Origin of the sequence: Xanthomonas sp. NCPPB 1067, assembly GCF_020783795.1 — a bacterium.
Lineage (GTDB): Bacteria > Pseudomonadota > Gammaproteobacteria > Xanthomonadales > Xanthomonadaceae > Xanthomonas > Xanthomonas melonis.
In genome coordinates, this window is record NZ_JAJGQG010000026.1 from 44,213 (window position 1) to 60,969 (window position 16,757).

17 protein-coding genes and 1 other RNA gene are annotated in these 16,757 nt (G+C 64.2%); 11 read left to right on the forward strand and 7 right to left on the reverse strand.

Annotated features, from left to right (window positions below; genetic code table 11):
- The first annotated feature begins 22 nt into the window (after nt 1-22).
- The 7 genes from LL962_RS16930 to LL962_RS16960 are packed head-to-tail and all read left to right on the forward strand — an operon-like array spanning nt 23 to nt 7,213.
- On the forward strand, nt 23-379 hold the full coding sequence (locus LL962_RS16930; RefSeq protein ID WP_146092847.1) for a hypothetical protein: 357 nt from the start codon (nt 23-25) through the stop codon (nt 377-379).
- The gene (locus LL962_RS16935) at nt 376-837 is read left to right on the forward strand and encodes a DUF1833 family protein (protein WP_228317735.1); all 462 of its coding nucleotides are present in this window, start codon (nt 376-378) and stop codon (nt 835-837) included. Before LL962_RS16930 ends, LL962_RS16935 begins: the two co-directional genes overlap by 4 nt.
- Nucleotides 837-1,229 carry a peptidoglycan endopeptidase gene (locus LL962_RS16940; protein WP_228317736.1) on the forward strand — a complete coding sequence of 131 codons (393 nt, stop codon included), beginning with the start codon at nt 837-839 and terminating at the stop codon, nt 1,227-1,229. The genes LL962_RS16935 and LL962_RS16940 overlap by 1 nt, the downstream gene beginning before the upstream one ends.
- The gene (locus tag LL962_RS16945) at nt 1,220-5,575 is read left to right on the forward strand and encodes a host specificity factor TipJ family phage tail protein (RefSeq protein WP_228317737.1); all 4,356 of its coding nucleotides are present in this window, start codon (nt 1,220-1,222) and stop codon (nt 5,573-5,575) included. The genes LL962_RS16940 and LL962_RS16945 overlap by 10 nt, the downstream gene beginning before the upstream one ends.
- A complete protein-coding gene (locus LL962_RS16950) occupies nt 5,572-5,883 on the forward strand; it encodes a hypothetical protein (protein ID WP_228317738.1) in 312 nt (103 codons plus the stop codon). Before LL962_RS16945 ends, LL962_RS16950 begins: the two co-directional genes overlap by 4 nt.
- Nucleotides 5,883-6,560, forward strand: coding sequence for a hypothetical protein (locus tag LL962_RS16955; RefSeq protein ID WP_228317739.1), 678 nt, complete (start codon nt 5,883-5,885; stop codon nt 6,558-6,560). The genes LL962_RS16950 and LL962_RS16955 overlap by 1 nt, the downstream gene beginning before the upstream one ends.
- A 2-nt stretch (nt 6,561-6,562) precedes the next feature.
- The gene (locus LL962_RS16960) at nt 6,563-7,213 is read left to right on the forward strand and encodes a hypothetical protein (RefSeq protein ID WP_228317740.1); all 651 of its coding nucleotides are present in this window, start codon (nt 6,563-6,565) and stop codon (nt 7,211-7,213) included.
- 19 nt (nt 7,214-7,232) lie between these two features.
- Here LL962_RS16960 and LL962_RS16965 read toward each other — a convergent pair whose 3' ends face one another.
- The 5 genes from LL962_RS16965 to ssrA all read right to left on the reverse strand — a co-directional run bounded on the left by LL962_RS16965 (nt 7,233) and on the right by ssrA (nt 10,961).
- Nucleotides 7,233-7,679, reverse strand: a complete 447-nt coding sequence (locus tag LL962_RS16965) for a hypothetical protein (RefSeq protein ID WP_228317741.1) — start codon at nt 7,677-7,679, stop codon at nt 7,233-7,235.
- Between the two features lie 263 nt (nt 7,680-7,942).
- Nucleotides 7,943-8,383 carry a hypothetical protein gene (locus LL962_RS16970; RefSeq protein WP_228317742.1) on the reverse strand — a complete coding sequence of 147 codons (441 nt, stop codon included), beginning with the start codon at nt 8,381-8,383 and terminating at the stop codon, nt 7,943-7,945.
- Between the two features lie 2 nt (nt 8,384-8,385).
- Nucleotides 8,386-8,679: a hypothetical protein gene (locus LL962_RS16975; protein WP_228317744.1), complete on the reverse strand. Its 294-nt coding sequence runs from the start codon at nt 8,677-8,679 to the stop codon at nt 8,386-8,388.
- 524 nt (nt 8,680-9,203) lie between these two features.
- The gene (locus tag LL962_RS16980) at nt 9,204-10,409 is read right to left on the reverse strand and encodes a tyrosine-type recombinase/integrase (protein WP_228317745.1); all 1,206 of its coding nucleotides are present in this window, start codon (nt 10,407-10,409) and stop codon (nt 9,204-9,206) included.
- Nucleotides 10,410-10,564: 155 nt separating this feature from the next.
- Nucleotides 10,565-10,961: a transfer-messenger RNA gene (gene ssrA, locus LL962_RS16985) on the reverse strand.
- Nucleotides 10,962-11,093: 132 nt separating this feature from the next.
- On the opposite strand from ssrA, the gene LL962_RS16990 reads away from it, so the two are divergent.
- Nucleotides 11,094-13,532, forward strand: coding sequence for a S8 family peptidase (locus tag LL962_RS16990; RefSeq protein WP_228317746.1), 2,439 nt, complete (start codon nt 11,094-11,096; stop codon nt 13,530-13,532).
- A gap of 137 nt (nt 13,533-13,669) precedes the next feature.
- On the opposite strand, the gene smpB is transcribed toward LL962_RS16990, so the two are convergent.
- Nucleotides 13,670-14,173, reverse strand: a complete 504-nt coding sequence (smpB, locus tag LL962_RS16995) for an SsrA-binding protein SmpB (protein WP_029221007.1) — start codon at nt 14,171-14,173, stop codon at nt 13,670-13,672.
- Between the two features lie 60 nt (nt 14,174-14,233).
- Here smpB and LL962_RS17000 point away from each other — a divergent pair, with 60 nt between their 5' ends.
- On the forward strand, nt 14,234-14,665 hold the full coding sequence (locus tag LL962_RS17000) for a type II toxin-antitoxin system RatA family toxin (RefSeq protein ID WP_104587967.1): 432 nt from the start codon (nt 14,234-14,236) through the stop codon (nt 14,663-14,665).
- Nucleotides 14,665-14,937, forward strand: a complete 273-nt coding sequence (locus LL962_RS17005) for an RnfH family protein (protein ID WP_208621463.1) — start codon at nt 14,665-14,667, stop codon at nt 14,935-14,937. The genes LL962_RS17000 and LL962_RS17005 overlap by 1 nt, the downstream gene beginning before the upstream one ends.
- A 152-nt stretch (nt 14,938-15,089) precedes the next feature.
- Here the strand turns inward: LL962_RS17005 and LL962_RS17010 are convergent, their stop codons facing one another.
- Nucleotides 15,090-15,485 carry an outer membrane protein assembly factor BamE gene (locus LL962_RS17010; protein ID WP_104587966.1) on the reverse strand — a complete coding sequence of 132 codons (396 nt, stop codon included), beginning with the start codon at nt 15,483-15,485 and terminating at the stop codon, nt 15,090-15,092.
- 104 nt (nt 15,486-15,589) lie between these two features.
- Here LL962_RS17010 and fur point away from each other — a divergent pair, with 104 nt between their 5' ends.
- Complete coding sequence (gene fur, locus LL962_RS17015) at nt 15,590-16,000, forward strand: ferric iron uptake transcriptional regulator (RefSeq protein WP_029221003.1); 411 nt, start codon at nt 15,590-15,592, stop codon at nt 15,998-16,000.
- Nucleotides 16,001-16,757 lie beyond the last annotated feature (757 nt).

Here is a 16,757-nt window from a genome sequence, read left to right on the forward strand (position 1 = left end):
TTTCAACGGGGGAGGGTGCCTAGTGGCCAGCTTCCCCCCAAATATTCGACTGTTGGCAGGCGATCTTGGCGAGGAACCAGAACCGTCCGTGCAGCGCACCGAGATGGAACGCGGGCCGGCCAAGCAGGCGATCATCAACACGCGCGTGATGGTCGAGTTGCCAATCACCATGGTGTTCCTGACGGCCGAATCGATGGTCGCGTTCGACGACTTTTACTTCGACGAAATCGGCCGCGTGGGCTACTTCGACATGGTGCACCCGCGCACGCGCAAGCTGGTCTCGGCGCGCTTCAAGGGTGGTGCCGTTGGCCGCCTGCAGGCCGCTAACGCAGAGTTTACGCAGGGCACCAGGCAGGCTGTTCTGGAGTTTCGCCGATGAGTAATTTTCTTGAACGCCGTCAGCGCGTGACGGATATGGATGGGCCGCTAGAGCTGCTGGAGATGACCGCGCCCTCGTTCGGCGCGGTGCTGCGCATCGTCAACGACACGCAGGATTGGGTGAGCAACGGCAACACCTATGTCGGTTATCCGTTTCGCTTCACGCCGCCAGCTGACCAGGCCGGCCAAACGCCACGCGCACAGCTCGAAGTGGACAACGTGGGGCGCGGCATTACCGAAGACCTCGAGCGCATGCAGCCGAACGAGATGGTGATGTGCCGCTACCTGATCACCGATCGCACGCAGCCTGACGTCATCGCGCGGCGGTTCTATCTGCCGCTGACCCAAGTGCGCGCCGCCGGTCCGCTGATCACCGCGCAGATCGGCGTGGATTTCATCATGCGCCAACAGGCAGTGAAGCTCCGCGCCAATCCACACACGATGCCGGGGATTTTCTGATGCGCGTCAGCGAGGTGGAGCGTTTCCTCAACATCCCGTACGACGCTGACAGCTACGACTGCGCAGACCTGGTGGTGCAGGTGCAGCGGGAGCTGTTCGGCCGGGTGGTGCAGATGCCGGCGCGGCGCCCGCGCGGTGCTGCTGGCCAGCAAGCCCTGGGCGAGCTGTCCCGGGCTTACGCCGTGCCCACCGATAAGCCGGTCGACGGCGACCTGGTGCTGATGTTCGACAAGGGCCAGAGCCGGCCCGGACACGTGGGCATCTTCTTCTACCTAGCCCACGAGGGCTGGGTGCTTCACACAACCAGCGCGCTCGGCAGCAGCTGGCTGCACCGGGCGCGCGAGCTGCCGGATTACGGCGCACGCATTGAGGGGTATTACACATGGGTCTGATGACCACGCCTGCGAGCAACGGCCAGCTGGTGCTGACGCCGCACCCGGTCACCCTGGAAGGGCAGCGCCATATTGCGATGGACCTCCAGCCGGGCGAGCGCCTGTGCGAGTTCCTGCATCGGCACGTGATCGACCTGGATCAGGGCGACTGGTCGGTGTCGATCGGTGGGCGCGTCGTTCCGCGGCATCTGTGGGCCTACGTCTATCCGAAGGATGGCCAGGTCATCGAGGTACGCGGCGCAGTTGGCAGGAACGCGCTGTACATCGTGGCGATGATCGCGCTGACCTACTTCACCTTTGGTATTGCCGGTGCTGGCGGTGCCGCTGCTGCTGCGTTTGGTGGTGGGACTGCCGGCGCAATCTTCGCATCAGCAGTGTTTGTGGCCGGCTCGTTGGTGATCAACAAGGTGCTGGGGCCGAAGGTCGAGAGTCCGACCGGCCCGAGTACCGCCGGCACGGTTTACAGCCTGGCAGCGCCGCGGAACCGCCTGCGCCCGTATGAACCGGTGGGCCTGCTGTTTGGTCGCATGCCAATCGCCCCCGACTTCGCCAGCAAGCCCTACACGTTCTACGAGGGCGATAACCAGTACATCGGCATGGTGCTCACGCCGGGCATCGGCGTGGGCCGCGTGGGCGTGTTCACCAATGCCGGCACACCGCTGTCCAGCTACGAGGGCGTGAGCGTCTACCACTCCGGCTATAGCCAGATGCCGGATGAAACCATCCCGCTTTACAGCAACGTAGACACCACCGATGGGGGCGAGCTGCCGGATACGGCCGATTTCGTCACCCGCACCACCAGCTCCGACACCGTGCGCATCCAGATCAACCTGGAATACGTCCTTGGCGGCGTGGGCACCTCGGGTAAGGCCTACAACGTCTCCGAAACTGTGCAGGTGCAGTATGCGCCGGCCGGCACCGGCATCTGGGCCACCCTGGCCACGCAGACGTATACCGGCGACAAGCTGGACGTCAGCAAGCGCGCGACGCTGTCGGCGGACGTGGCCAAGGGCCAGTACGACGTGCGCGTGCGCATCCTCGGCCTGGGCAACTACAGTGGCGACAACACCCAGCGCAACGACTTCCAGTGGTCGACGATGGGCAGCGTGCAGGCCGATACCGCGACGTACGCCGGCCTTGCGCGCAGCGGCATCCTGATGAAGGGCACCGGCCAGCTCAATGGCCAACCCGATGAGTTGGTGGCCGAGCACATCGCTGCGCCGATCCCGGTGTGGCGCAACGGCTCCTGGGTCAACGAAGAGACCAGCAACAACGGCGCCCACATCCTTAAGTACGCCCGCGGCTATTACGACCAGAACGGCAGGCTCATCGCCGGAATGGGCAAGAGTGACGAGGAGATCGACATTGAGTCGCTGCAGGGCTTCATGGGCCACTGCGAGGCAAACGGCTACACCTACGACTACTGGCTGACCGAAGAGCGCAACCACGACGAGGTGCTGCAGGCGATCGCGCTGGCCGGCATGGGGCAGGTTACCTGGGCCGGCGGTCGACTTTCTGTGGTGTGGGCCGCCGATGAGCAGCCGCTCTCTGGCGTGGTCAACATGGCGGAGATGAAGAAAGGCAGTTTCAGTGTGGACTACACGTTGGCCAGCGCTGCCGACGGCATCGAGTACAGCTATTTCGACAGCACGACCAAGAAGGTCGAAACTCTGCGCGTGCCGGCGCCAGGCGTTGAAACGATGCTCAGCCCAGCGCGTCTGACCGGTGAGGGCATTGGCCGCGAAGCGCATGCGGCCGAAATGGCGCGCTACCACCTTGCGCAGAGCCTGTTCCAGTACAAGGACATCGGCTTCGCCCAGGACCTGCAGTACCTGTCATATCGCCGCATGTCGATGCTGTCGATCTCCCATGATCTCACGCAGTGGGGCTTCGGCGGCCGCATCGTCGCGGCTGAGCGTAGCCCGCTGCTGGGCACGATCACGCTGACGCTGGACGAGCCGGTGCCGCCGCCGGATGCGCGCAGTGCCTTCATCGGTCTGCGCATCCCGGGCGAAGCGGTCTACCGCACGTTCCGCGTGCGCAGCTTCACGGAGGCGACCGACACCATCCAGCTGGTCGAGGAATGGCCGGACGATGCGCCGCTGCCGGGCGAGGGCTATGCGGACGCGATGGTGCAGGGCGGCTGGCAGGACAACCCGGCGCATGACACAGTGTGGATCTACGACTTCAAGTCCACGCCGGGACTGCGTGTGCGCGTCGTGGCGATCGAGCCGGAGAGCGATCTGAAAGGCGCCAGCATCAGTGTGGTGCCGGAGTCGCCGGAGTTCTGGGCCTACGTCAAGACCGGCCAGTACATCCCGCCGGAGAGCGGCTCGTCGTTGGCCACACGCCCGATCGTCAGCAACCTTGCGATCAGCGAAGACCAGGTCACTACCGGCGATGTCACCGCGACGGATCTGGTTGCCACTTTCGACATCTCGGGCCCTTTCGATCACGCTGTGGTGTACGCCTCGGCGTCGGACGGCAATGGCGAGCTGGTGGAAGTGGCGCAGACGCGCACCCGCACCGCGCGGTGGCGCATCCCGCGCGCCGGCACCTACACGATCAACGTGCGCCCGTTCGGCCCGGAGGGCCAGATGGGCGTTGGTGCCTCGCTGATCTACACGACAATCGGCGCCGACGCGCCGCCGGTGAATTACGACCTGTTCGACGTGGAGGAAATCTCCGGCGGCATCCGGCGCTATACCTGGGGCTTCTGGAACGACACCATCCAGTCCGCAAACCTGGCTGGTGCAGAGATCCGTTACACCGCGGCGCCGGAGCAGGGCGCTCCGGTACCCGCGTGGGATGCCATGACGCCGGTCGGCGACAGCGGCTACCACACCGGAGCGTTCGACTCGCCCATTCCTGCCTCGGGCACGTGGGTCTTCGCGATCCGCGCGCGCAACACCAATGGCACGCTGTCGGTGGCGGCCAAGTACATCACCAAGACCCTGGGCAAGAACCTGGGTGAGCTGCAGGAGGAAATGCAGCAGGCCATCGATCAGACCACCGAAGAGATCCGCCAGGGCTTTCTGGAAGCGGTGGCGCGCGATCAGGAATTGGCCCAACAGCTGCTGGAGCAGGCCAACGAACTGGCCAACCTGCAGGCATTGGTGGAGGCGCCGGAGTGGGTAGACCAGGCGTGGCCGGCCGGCTCGATCGTCAAGCACGCCGGCGGGCTGTACGTGGCCAAGCAGGACGTCCCGGTGGGCACTGCCATCACCGATACCGCGTATTGGTCCTACATCGGGCAGTACGCGAGCCTGGCCGAGGCGGTGGGTGCGATCGGCGTGGCGATGCAGCAGGTCACCACCGACGTGCAGCAGATCGAGCAGGAGCTGCAGGTCGTCGCGCAGGACGTGAGGGGCGTTCAGTCCAGTCTGTCCGGCAAGGCGGATGCATCGGCGGTTCAGGCGATGAACACGCGCCTGACCCAGGCGGAAAACAACATCTCGTCGCTGTCGCAGCTGATCAGCACGGTGCAGTCCACTCTGTCTGGAAAAGCTGATTCCAGTGCGCTGCAGGCGCTGCAGACACGGGTCACGCAGGTTGGCAATCAAACCACGGCGAATAGCACGGCGATCACGCAGGTCTCCGCGTCCGCTAGAAACGGGGAAAATTTCATCAAGACGACAGTGTTTGAATCCGGGTTGGGTACTTGGATCAGTCCCGCATACACCGAAGCTGCGAACGCAGGTATCCAGCAAAACTCAACCACTTATCGCGGAGCGAAGCTGGTGCTACCCCCTTACGTTGGGTCATACGAAAATTTTTGGACCGACGTCACTCCGGGGGACGTGCTTGATTTATCCGCCAACGTCTACAACAGCGCGGCTGCAGTTGCAGTGTTTGGTGTGCACGTCGTTGATGCGTCGGGCAGCAACGTCGCATGGCTAACTACCCCGCCAGTCAATGTTGTAGGTAGTTGGGCGAAAGCTTCGTCGAGCGTGGTTGTACCCCCAAATGGCCGACTAGTGCGTGGTTTCATTAACAATCAAGGTGACAACTACGCTCTATTTACTCAGCCGAAGGTCACACGCCAGTCCGTCAGCGACTCTGTGAACGCATCCGCGACACAATCTCTGATGGCGCGAATGACCGTTAACGAAAATGGCGTTGCCAGCTACCAGGCGTCATGGACGCTGGTGTTGGATGTCAATGGACGAGTGGCGGGCGCACGATCGGTCAACAACGGCCAGACGGCAACCCTGGACTTTGCATTCGACAAGGTACGCTTCATCGATGTGGATAGGGGGCAGGGCCGTAGTGAGATCGTCAATGGCAAAATCTACTGCTATGCGCCCAACGGCGTGCAGGTGGTGGCCATCGGAGCTGGGGTATGACGACGTTCCTGCGGGTCACCGATCCGGCCACCAACGTCGTGCTGCTGCAGGTCACCGATCAGCCAGACTCTGACCTGCTCACCCAGCACATGGGCGCGGTTGGCATTGCCAGCGGGGCCAACGGCTCGGTGGCGGTGCCGATCACCGGCAGCGCCAACCAGCTGTATTACTGGTTTGTCGCCGACAGCAGTGCAGGCAACACGCTGCTGCCGATCCTGAGCGACAACGGAAATACGATCAACTGGAGCTCGCCTGATTCGGCGAACTCTCCCCGCGCTGGCGGTACGTTGTACTACGGGAGGTTTTAATGGCATTCGTCCGGATCAACGCAGGTCCCAATCGTGTCGTGATCTCCGAAGATTGGAAGAATCTGGCGCTGGCATCGAAGCAGACAATTACACCCTCTGGCTCGGGTGTTCTGAAGACATGGAGTTTGACGGTCTCCGGTACGAATCCTGTGCTCGCGTTCCTCGGAGAGAACAATGCAGCGTTGATGCAGAGATCGCAGAGTGGAGGCAGCTTCACTTTTACCGGATTCACAACCGGCGGAGGCTTCACGGCATATGTGTTCGATGAACCCAACTTTGGGCAGCGAAACTACTTCGTCGTGCGTAACCCGGCGAACAATCAAGTGGTTTTCGACGCGACTCTCAAATACATGAAGGTGCGCGGGCTACTGCAGGGAAACGCAAATCAAGGCGGATCGATCACGCTGCCAGCGGGCCGCACGTATGCGGCACTTGCCGGATCGGCAGGCAACATCATCATGGTCGCAGGCGGTGTCGTCGGCGGCGGTCCGCAGTGGTTGGTCAGCGTGGTCTTTAGAAGAGGTGTCGTCAACATCAACGGCAACGTTGCAAGCATCAGCGCCATAAACACTGGCGAATTTCAACAGACCGGCGCGAATAACTCTCCTCAGCCACCCCCTGGCAACTACGGCCAGGCCTGGGTGCGCGCTCCCATCCTCGACGTCACTGGATACTGACCATGCTCATCAGCGAAAACCCCATATTCGGCACGCAGACCCGTATCGTGTCGCCCCGCATCGAGATCCGATGGAGCCCGGCCACGAACGATGGCCCGGTCGAGTTCCACCTGGAGCAGATGACCACGAAGCCGCATCCCGATGGCTGGACTCAGACGTTGGAGCGCTTCTTCCTGCGCGTGCTCACGGTGCAGATCAGCGACTTGATCGGCCGCAGCTACGACATCACCGCGCCGGCCACGACGGAGGTCGAACCCGCGACTGGCGCGGCCGTGAAGGTGGCTGGCGAGACGGTCACCGAGCCCGGCGTGCATCTGCTGCTCGGCATCAAGGCAGCCACGCGCGCCGCGTACGATGCAAACGTGGTGACGCCGGACCCGGATGCGGATCCGCTCGCGCAGCAGATCACGATCATCTGGAACCCGATCAACGACACCGGCACCGTGACATTCCAGGTCGAGGACCGCGGCGCGGCCCTGGGTGTGCTGGCGGCGCCGATCGCCGACTTGATCGCGCCGACATACGCCATCCGCTATCCCGGCGCCGGCACGACGCAGGAGCTGCCCGGCTGGAAGCTGCAAGCCCTGATCGAGGCGGCAACGAACAGCGCGATCGCCGCCAGCCTGGCGAGCGCCGAACCCCAGGCTGCGTGACCCCGGTGGCCAGGGTGACTCAGTGGCCACCCTCGGCGATCTTGCGCACACCGCTGCGGTCCTGGAACTTGATGGACCACGGCGTGATCAGGTAGCCCGGCCGGCGGTAGTAGATCGCCGGGATGTGATCCTCGCGCGCGTCCTTGGCGATACCGTTGACGAGCAGATAGGGCGCGGTCGTCTTCGGGACCTCGCACCAATCCTGCCTCCCGTCGGTCTTAAGCTTGACGGCGTACGGACCGGTGCCGGTGATCTCGCCGCAGACGACGGATCTGGCGCTCACCGAAGCAGCTCGCGCGCGCGGCGCGATACGAATCACGAAAGCGTCCAGGCTTTCGCCGACGGCGGAGACCTCGCTATGCAGCTCCGTACCGCGGCCGGACATCGCCGGGGGCTGGCCAGCAGCGATAGAAGGAAGGGCGGCGACAAACAGCGCCAGGGCGGCGGTGGCAAGTAGTGGACGCATTACGATCTCCTGATCGGCTACACCGGCCGCTGCCGGCGGCGCGAGAGTGTCTCGACGCGAGAGCATCATGCGCCGCGCGTGCCCAGGAAAAAACGTTCATTTGCAGGCCTGGCGCACAGCAGCAGGGTGAGGAAAAATCCGACCCCTCCGTGCGGCCCTGCCCGATATGTGCAAGCCCACGCCGATGGCAACCTACGCATGCCGGACGCGGGGCCACAGGCCGCTCACCCGCGTGGCGCCTGAGCAGCGCCTGGCCGGCTCAATTAAGCGTCGTCGTTTTGCTGCTTGTAGTGGCTCAACACGGCATCGATCAGCGTGACCAGCTCGGGGGCAGTTACCTGGGTCCGCTTGCCCTGTGTGCTGCCGCGCAGGGCATCGATCCGGGCGCGGGTAGTGGGTAGCCCTCGCTCGGTCATCGCATCAGCGATCTCACGTGTGTCCCAGCCGTCATCCCGCAGTAGCAAGAGCAAAACCTTGAGTACATCGCGCAGATCGCTTTCGGGAACCTCCCGGTCCGGCCACGGATGACCTACCAGAGTTTCTGGCTGGACCCTGGTCAGCAGCCGGTCGCCTTTCCACAGCTCAGCGACTCCACCTCGTTGTGCGCTGTCACGGTCGCGACTCGCACGGATCCAAGCCGCTTGGGCGCGCGGCGGCCAATCCGTGTGGCATAGGACTTGTCCGTTGAGCTTCACGGTGTACATGTTCAGGCCTCCACCCGTTCGACTTGGAATGATGCCGAGAAGGGAAGCCCGCCCGGCAGCCGGCGTCCGCACCGGCTTTCCATCGCTTTCCAGGCCTTCGTGTTCCCTGCGATCGGCCCCTGCTGCTCGAAAGCGAACTCCTCGGCTTCTTTCCGACTGTTGAACACGCCCACCACATTGCTGATACCATCGGGCAAGTAGTAGCTGGTGCACACGACCTGGAATCGGTAGCGGGCGTGCGGGTTCGCTAGCCGAGCTGCGATACGGTCAGCCTTGCGGGTACGGAAATCAGTCATGAGATGCTCCATTTCTGTGCGGCCTCTTCGGCCGTGAAGGTGAGGGAACTGCCTGTCCGGCAGTGCGCCACAATTGCTACTTCTGAACTTCTTACGCTTTTTGAGCTGCCTACGCGGCAGTGAGTCCGTGCAGCCTACGAAAACGCGATCGCAACTGCAACTACCGCTTGTCGGAGATCCGAATCTCATCCGGTGAGCCGGCCGTCGCTACGATGCGAGCCTCACTCTGGAGCTGTCGACATGCCATCACGATATTCACATCGCGCCGCTCTGCAGCGCTTCAGCGAGCCGAGCGTCATCGCTCCTGAGGGCGTGACGCTGCCAGAACTCCCGCCCGACATGAATTGGCACAACCCAGTGAGAGGCGAGAGCATCATCCGCGACGAATGGGAGATTTTACGCGTTGGCCCGGCAGGCACGGACGCCCTTGCGCGTGTGCGCCGCAACCAAGCGGGAGAGGGTGACCTCTATCTTCCCGTTCCAGGAAACCCGCTTGTACCCGCGCCGGTCGCCTGGCCGCTGGCTCAAGCGTTTGAGCTTGCAGCTGAGGCAGCGCGCAGCTCATCCAGATAATCGGCCCATCGCTGCATCATGCGCACGCGCTCAGCTAGGTGTGTTGTCCGGTTGTAGGCCCGGCCATTGGGGTCACGGACCGCGTGCGCGAGCTGGTGTTCAATGATGTCCGGCCGGAAGCCCAGGATCTCGTCGAGGATCGTGCGGGCTGTAGCGCGGAAGCCGTGGCCGGTCACCGTGCCCACCTCGTAGCCCATGCGGCGCAACGCCGCGTTCACCGCGTTGTCCGACATCGGGCGCAGCTTCGTCCTGGTGCTGGGGAAGAGGTAGCGGCCGGCACCGGTGAGCCGCTGCAGGTCCGCCAGGACAATCAGCGCCTGGCGCGAGAGCGGGACAACGTGGGGCTGGCGCATCTTCATCTTGTCGGCGGGGATGTTCCACCTGGCGGCCTCGATATCGAACTCTGACCACTCGGCCTGCCGCAGCTCACCCGGGCGCACGAATAGCAGGGGGGCCAGCACGAGAGCGCAGCGCGTGACGTGGCTGCCCTTGTAGCCGTCCATGGCGCGCAGCAGCGGCCCCAGCTCGTCCGGATCGGTCACCGCCGGCAGGTGGCGTTCGGGCGTTGGCTTCAGCGCGCCGCGCAGATCCGCCACCGGGTTGCGGCTGGCACGTCCGGTGGCGATGGCGTATCGCATGACCTGGCCGCAGTTCTGCATGATCCGATGCGCCGACTCGAAGGCGCCGCGTTTCTCGATGCGTCTGGCCACGGCCAGGAATTCGGGCGCTTCAAGTTCCGCCGCCGGCCGTGCGCCGATGTAGGGGAATACGTCGTTCGTGAACCATCCGACGACCTTCACGCGATACCCATCCACCCAGTTCCGCTTCTCCAGCCACTCGTTGGCGATCACCTCGAAAGTGTTGGCGCCGAGGATTGCACGCGCAGCCGTTGCTGCTTTCCGGTGCTCGCCCGGATCGATACCCTGAGCCAGCAGCTGGCGCGCGTCGTCCCGCCGCTGCCTGGCCAGTGCCAGCGGCACGTCTGGGTAGACGCCGATGGCCAGCCGCTTTTCCTTGCCGCCGAATCGATACTTCAGGCGAAACCAGCGCCCGCCCTTCGGCGACAGCTCCAGGTACAAACCGTCGCTGTCATACAGGCGTTGGGTCTTCGCGGTAGGTTTGGCGCGTCGTATTGCGAGATCGGTCAGTGGGGGCATCTGGTCGTCAGTTGGGGGCAGGTGCCCCAAAATATGCCCCCAGAGTCTCCGATCCTGCGACGTTCACGTGCGCACCGTAGTGCACATAAAAAAGGCCGAGAACCCTTGTTTTACGGGGGTTCCCGGCCTTCTTCGGATCTTCAAGATCCGCTCATTGGTGGAGGTGGGCGGAATCGAACCGCCGTCCGGAAGCACTCCATCCCCGGCACTACATGCTTATCCCTCCGTTAGATCTCGTCCCCAGGCAGCACGGCGGGCAAAGCGCACCTGAGAACCAGCCTGCTTGATCTGACCGGCAGCTGACAGGCAGCCACTACCGGCGGTTCCGTGATAATGACCCTACACTTACGGGCACGGGCACAAGTAAGTTCGGGGGTTCGCCTTAGGCGGCTGTAGAACTACAACTAAAGCCAATTAAGCGGCGATAGCGAAGTCCGAACCGTAGTTGTCGTCGTTGGCAACTAAAAGTTTGCTGCTGGATTAACGAGGAAAGCTGCCCCCTCGGCATGCGCCAAGCGACTTCGCGACCCCCGTCGAAACCAGTGCACCCCCGGGGAAAGCATCAAACGCTGACCTGATCAGTGTAGGGATCGGCGCGCCCTGTCACAAGTGGTGGGACCTTCAGCGCTTACAGTGGCTTCATCCGTATAGAACGGAACAGTCCGCAAGCGAAGGAGCGAAGCGATGGCGACAGGCAAGCCCTCAGGTTCACGGCCGGCGCGTCGCGCGTCGGGCACGACCGCCGCACCCGCCGCCCGACGGCGCGGCAAGGGAGCGCAACCGGCAGACCAGGCGGACATCGCCACCCAGCGCGTGCAGGGCAAGGCGCGTACGGTGATCTACATCCATGGCATCGGCAACAAGCCACCCGCCGAGGTACTGCGCTGCCAATGGGACAAGGCCTTGTTCGGGCGGCCGATGGGAGAGCGCACGCGCCTGGCGTACTGGGTCAACCGCGAGCGCTATCCCGTGCCCGAGCCGGGCAACTGCGATAGCCGCGACGTGGGCCCGGCGCTGAATCAGAGCGTGCAACGTGCCTTGAGTACGCTGGGCCTGGTGCCGGGAACGCAGGACCTGCACCTGCTGGCCGATGCGTTGGCCGAGAGCGCGCAGGAACGTGCGGATCTGCACCGGTTGCTGGATGAACTCGATGCTGCCAGCGTGCCGGGCGGCTTGCAGGCAAAGGGCCCGATCGATGCGATCAACCGCGTGCTGCTGCGGCTGATCTCCGCTGCGCTGCTGCAGGACGTGCATGACCTGTTCTTCGTGCCGGAGCGTGCCGCGCTGATGCGCGAGAGCCTGGCCCAGCGCCTGCGTGCCGGCGGCGGGCCGTTCGTGGTGGTCGCCCACAGCCAGGGCTCGATGATCGCCTACGACGTGCTGCGCCAACTGCAGGCGGCGGAGTGCGAGGTGCCACTGTTCCTGAGCCTGGGTTCGCCGCTCGGCCTGCCGCAGGTGCGCAGCATGTTCAAGCGCTGGACCGGCACACGCAAACTGCCGTTTCCCGCGTGCGTGCAGCGCTGGATCAACGTTGCCGACACCGGCGACCCGATCGCCTTCGATCCGGACCTCACCGACGATATCACCAACGCCAGAGGGCGCTTCGAAAATCTTGCCGCCGCGCGTCTGAATCCGGATTGGCAGAGCAATCCGCACTCGGGTTCGGGCTATCTGTCGATTCCGCAGGTGCGCGCGGCGGTGCGTCAGGCCGTTGGTGTCGGGTTCGATCAGCCGGTGTCCAACGCGGTGCTGATCAAGGATCTCAGTGAGCAGCTCGAGGCGCATGGTGCGGAGTACCGGCATGAAGTGCTGATCGAGCTGGATCGGCGCGTGCTGGGCGGCGATCCGGGCGGCGTGCGCGCGCAGTTGCTGGCCCAGTTGCGGCAGGTCGCCTCGCGCAGCACGGGGCTGGAAGGCGATGCGCTGGACGAGGCGATCGAACTGGAAGACGGCCTGCAGCGCTTCGTGTCGGCGCGGCTGACGCGCTTCGAGATCGAGTCACTGCAGGATCGCTATCGCGCACTGGGTTTTCGACGGGTATGGCGCGATGCCGGCAAGCGCGCGTTGATCCATGTCTCCGGCAACGTGCTGCACGCCGATGCGGCGCGCATTGCGTACCGCGCGCGCGGCCAGCAGATCGGTTGGGCGGTGCTGGATACCGGTATCGCGGCCAGCCATCCGCACTTCTTCGTCAAGGGCGAGCGCGACAACGTGGTGGCGCAATGGGATTGCACGCGGCGCGGCGCGGCCCGCCACCTCACACGCGGCGATGGCGAAGCGTTCGCCAGGCTGGACCGGCATGGGCACGGCACCCATATCGCCGGCATCATCGCCGGTCATTGCCATGCCTCCATTCCCGATGCGCAAGGCCGCCCCGGCAGTCCGCTGGAGTTTGCGGGCATGGCACTGGATGCGCGCCTGTATGGTTTCAAGGTGCTCGACGATGCAGGAAACGGCCGCGATTCGTGGACGATCAAGGCGGTGCAACAGGTGGCTGCGATCAATGAACGCGCCGGCGAGCTGGTCATCCACGGCATCAACCTGAGTCTGGGCGGCTGCTTCGACCCGGAAAGTTACGGTTGTGGCTTCACGCCCCTGTGCAACGAGCTGCGCCGGCTCTGGCGGCAGGGCGTGCTGGTGGTGGTGGCGGCCGGCAACGAGGGGCTGACCTGGCTGATGCAGAACGACGGCGGCACCTATCCGGCCAATATGGACCTGTCCATCAGCGATCCGGGCAATCTCGAAGAGGCCATCGTGGTGGGCTCGGTGCACAAGAGCAGCCCGCACAACTATGGGGTGTCGTACTTTTCCTCGCGTGGCCCCACCGCCGACGGCCGCAGCAAACCCGATGTGGTTGCGCCGGGCGAGAAGATCGTTTCGGCGTACTACGACTTCGACCCGAGGGATCCTGCCAGCCTGATGGTGGAGATGAGCGGCACCAGCATGGCCGCGCCGCATGTCTCTGGCCTGCTGGCCGGATTCCTGTCGGCACGCCGCGAGTTCATCGGCTTCCCGGACCGGGTCAAGCAGCTGCTGCTGGACACCAGCACCGATCTGCAGCGCGATCGCTACGTGCAGGGCAGGGGAGTGCCGAATCTGATGCGTATGCTTGGGGAGACGTGATTCGGGAGTCGGGGGGCGGGATTCGCAAAGGCAGTGAGGCCGTGTGCTGCAGTGGTGCGCAAGCGGATCGCAAGCCAGCCATGCACCAGTTCATGCACAATCGCTGTAACGAATCCCCAATCCCGAATCCCCGCCCCTCAGGCATCACGGTTATGCCGCCGCATCACGCGCTGCTTGTCGCGTTGCCAGTCGCGGTCCTTGGCGGCGTCGCGCTTGTCGTGGTTCTGCTTGCCCTTGGCCAGGGCGATTTCGAGCTTGACCTTGTTGCTGCTCCAGTACAGCGCGGTGGGCACCAGGGTGTAGCCTTCGCGCTCCACCCGGGTCAGCACCTTGTCGATCTCGTTCCGGTGCAGCAGCAGCTTGCGGTCGCGGCGTTCGACCGGCACGGTGTGGGTGGAGGCCTGGATCAGCGGGGTGATCTGCGCGCCGATCAGATAGATCTCGCCAGAACGGACATAGGCGTAGCCGTCGACGATATTGGCGCGCCCGGCGCGGATCGCCTTGACCTCCCAGCCCTGCAGCGCCAGCCCGGCCTCGTAGCGTTCTTCCAGGTGGTATTCGTGGCGCGCACGCTTGTTCAGCGCGATGGTTTTCGTGGCCTTCGCGCCGTTTGCTTTATCCTTGGATGGTTTCTTGCTCATGACGCCATTGTCGCCGATTCGGTGTCGTCAAACGATCTTCCGTCTTTCACAAGTTAGCGAATGCCTACCATCCGTCGCAGCGCCCTGGTCGAACACAGTACCTCCCGCATGTTCGATCTGGTCAATGATGTCGCCGCCTATCCACGCCGCTTCGGCTGGTGCGACGCTGCCCATGTGCTCGAACAGGATCCGGGGCGTATCGTTGCGCGGCTGGACCTGGGGCTGGGTACGTTTCGAACCTGGTTCACCACCGAGAACATCCTGGAACGCCCGCAACGCATCGTGATGCACCTGCGCGACGGGCCATTCAAGCGCCTGGAGGGCCTGTGGGAGTTCCAGGCGCTGGGCGAGAATGCCTGCAAGGTCAGCCTGACCCTGGACGTGGAGACCAGTTCGCGCTTGTTGGGGCCGGCGCTGGCGCTGGGTTTCCAGGGGCTGGCCGATCGCATGGTCAACGATTTCGTCCGGGTCGCCGATCGCGGCGACGCGTGATGGTGCAGGTCGAGGTGGTACTGGCCTGGCCGGACCGCTACAGCGCGGTGCAGCTCACGCTGCCCGAGGGCGCCACAGTGGCCGACGCGGTGGCCGCATCCGGCCTCGAACGCGAACACTCGCCTGCCGCGCTCGCCATCCATGGTCAGGTGACGCCCTCAGAGCGGGTCTTGCGCGACGGCGACCGGGTGGAGTTGCTCAGGCCGCTGCTCCTGGATCCCAAAGAAGCGCGCCGTCGTCGGGCCGGGCCGGACAAAAAGGCGCGGACCTAGCGCCTGGGAGCGGCTCCATGCTGCAGCATGGCTTGCGACGGCCGGCGAACGCGCGGTTGGCCGGACACGCCCGCCCGTTGCAGGGTGCAATAGCTAGGGGCGGTCGAGAAATCAGTATCGCTGCGGTCAGGGGCAAACCCCGGCCGAGTGGCTCAACGGCCGCGCTGCTTCTTCTTGTCGCGCGCCAGATTGCGGCCGAACTGCTTGGGTGCCGACTTGGCCAACTGCTCGTCCTGGGAGGGGAAATAGTCGCCTTCCCAACGGGTTACCTGGTCGTTCTCGAAGAACACGGTGAAATTCTTGATCTCGGTATGCGCCAGACGATCCACCCGCTGGGTGGAGGTGTAGTCCCAGCGCTGGGCGTGGAACGGGTCCGGAATCGACGGCGTCCCCAGCAATGCGCTGACCTGCTGCTTGCTCTGGCCTACCTGCAGCTGCTCCACGGCGTTCTGCTTGATCAGATTGCCCTGGTAGATCGGCTGCTTGTAGATGATGCCGCAGCCAGCGGTGGACAAGGCAATGGCGGCGACCAGCAGGAGATTGCGCATCGGGGAGTAAGTGCTGAGGAAATCACGCCGATGATACACTTCCCCCGGTCGCCGCGACCCGTTTGAAGGCAGCTGGCGCTAAATCGCCAATGAACGGAGAACACATGGAAACCCACGACCTGCGCAAAGTCGGGCTGAAGGTGACCCACCCGCGGATGCGGATCCTGGAACTGCTCGAACAGAAGAGCAACCAGCATCACCTCAGCGCTGAAGACATCTACCGGCAGTTGCTGGACCACGGCGATGAGATCGGGCTGGCCACGGTGTATCGCGTGCTGACCCAGTTCGAGGCTGCTGGTCTGGTACTCAAACACAACTTCGAAGGCGGCCAGGCGGTATACGAGCTGGACCGCGGCGGCCATCACGATCATATGGTCGATGTGGACACCGGCCACGTCATCGAGTTCGAAAGCGAAGAGATCGAAGCGCTGCAGCGCCAGATCGCCGCCAAGCACGGCTATGAACTGGAAGAGCATTCGCTGGTGCTGTACGTACGCAAGAAGCGCCAGCGCTGAGGTCGGTGCGCTGCAGCGGGAAATGAACGACGAGGCGGCTTCGGCCGCCTTGTGCGTTCTGGGGTTGTGTTGCCTGGCTTGCTTGCTGCCGGGTGCTCCCCCCATCCGCCCTTCGGGCACCTTCCCCCGCGGGCGGGGGAAGGGAGTGGTGGGTGGTCAGTTGCAGTGCAATCGAGAGATCACGCGCAGCCAGGCATCGCTTCCCCCGCGGGTGGGGAAGGGGGCGGTGGGTGGTCAGTTGCAGTTCGATCGAGAGATCACGCGCAGCCAGGCACGCTTCTCCCGCTGGCGGGAGAAGGTGGCGCGCAGCGCCGGATGAGGGAGGGGCAACACCGTTTGCGTTTGTCGTGCCTGTGCTGGTCGCCTCGCAGCAATGTTGCCCCCATCCACCCTTCGGGCACCTTCCCCCGCGGGTGGGAAAGGGGGCGGTGGGTGGTCAGTTGCAGTTCGATCGAGAGATCACGCGCAGCCAGGCATCGCTTCTCCCGCTGGCGGGAGAAGGTGGCGCGCAGCGCCGGATGAGGGAGGGGCAACACCGTTTGCGCTTGTCGCGCCTGTGCTGGTCGCCTCGCAGCAATGCTGCCCCCATCCGCCCTTCGGGCACCTTCCCCCGCGGGTGGGGAAGGGGGCGGTGGGTGGTCAGTTGCAGTTCGATCGAGAGATCACGCGCAGCCAGGCATCGCTTCTCCCGCTGGCGGGAGAAGGTGGCGCGCAGCGCCGGATGAGGGGAGGGGCAACACCGTTTGCGCTTGTCGCG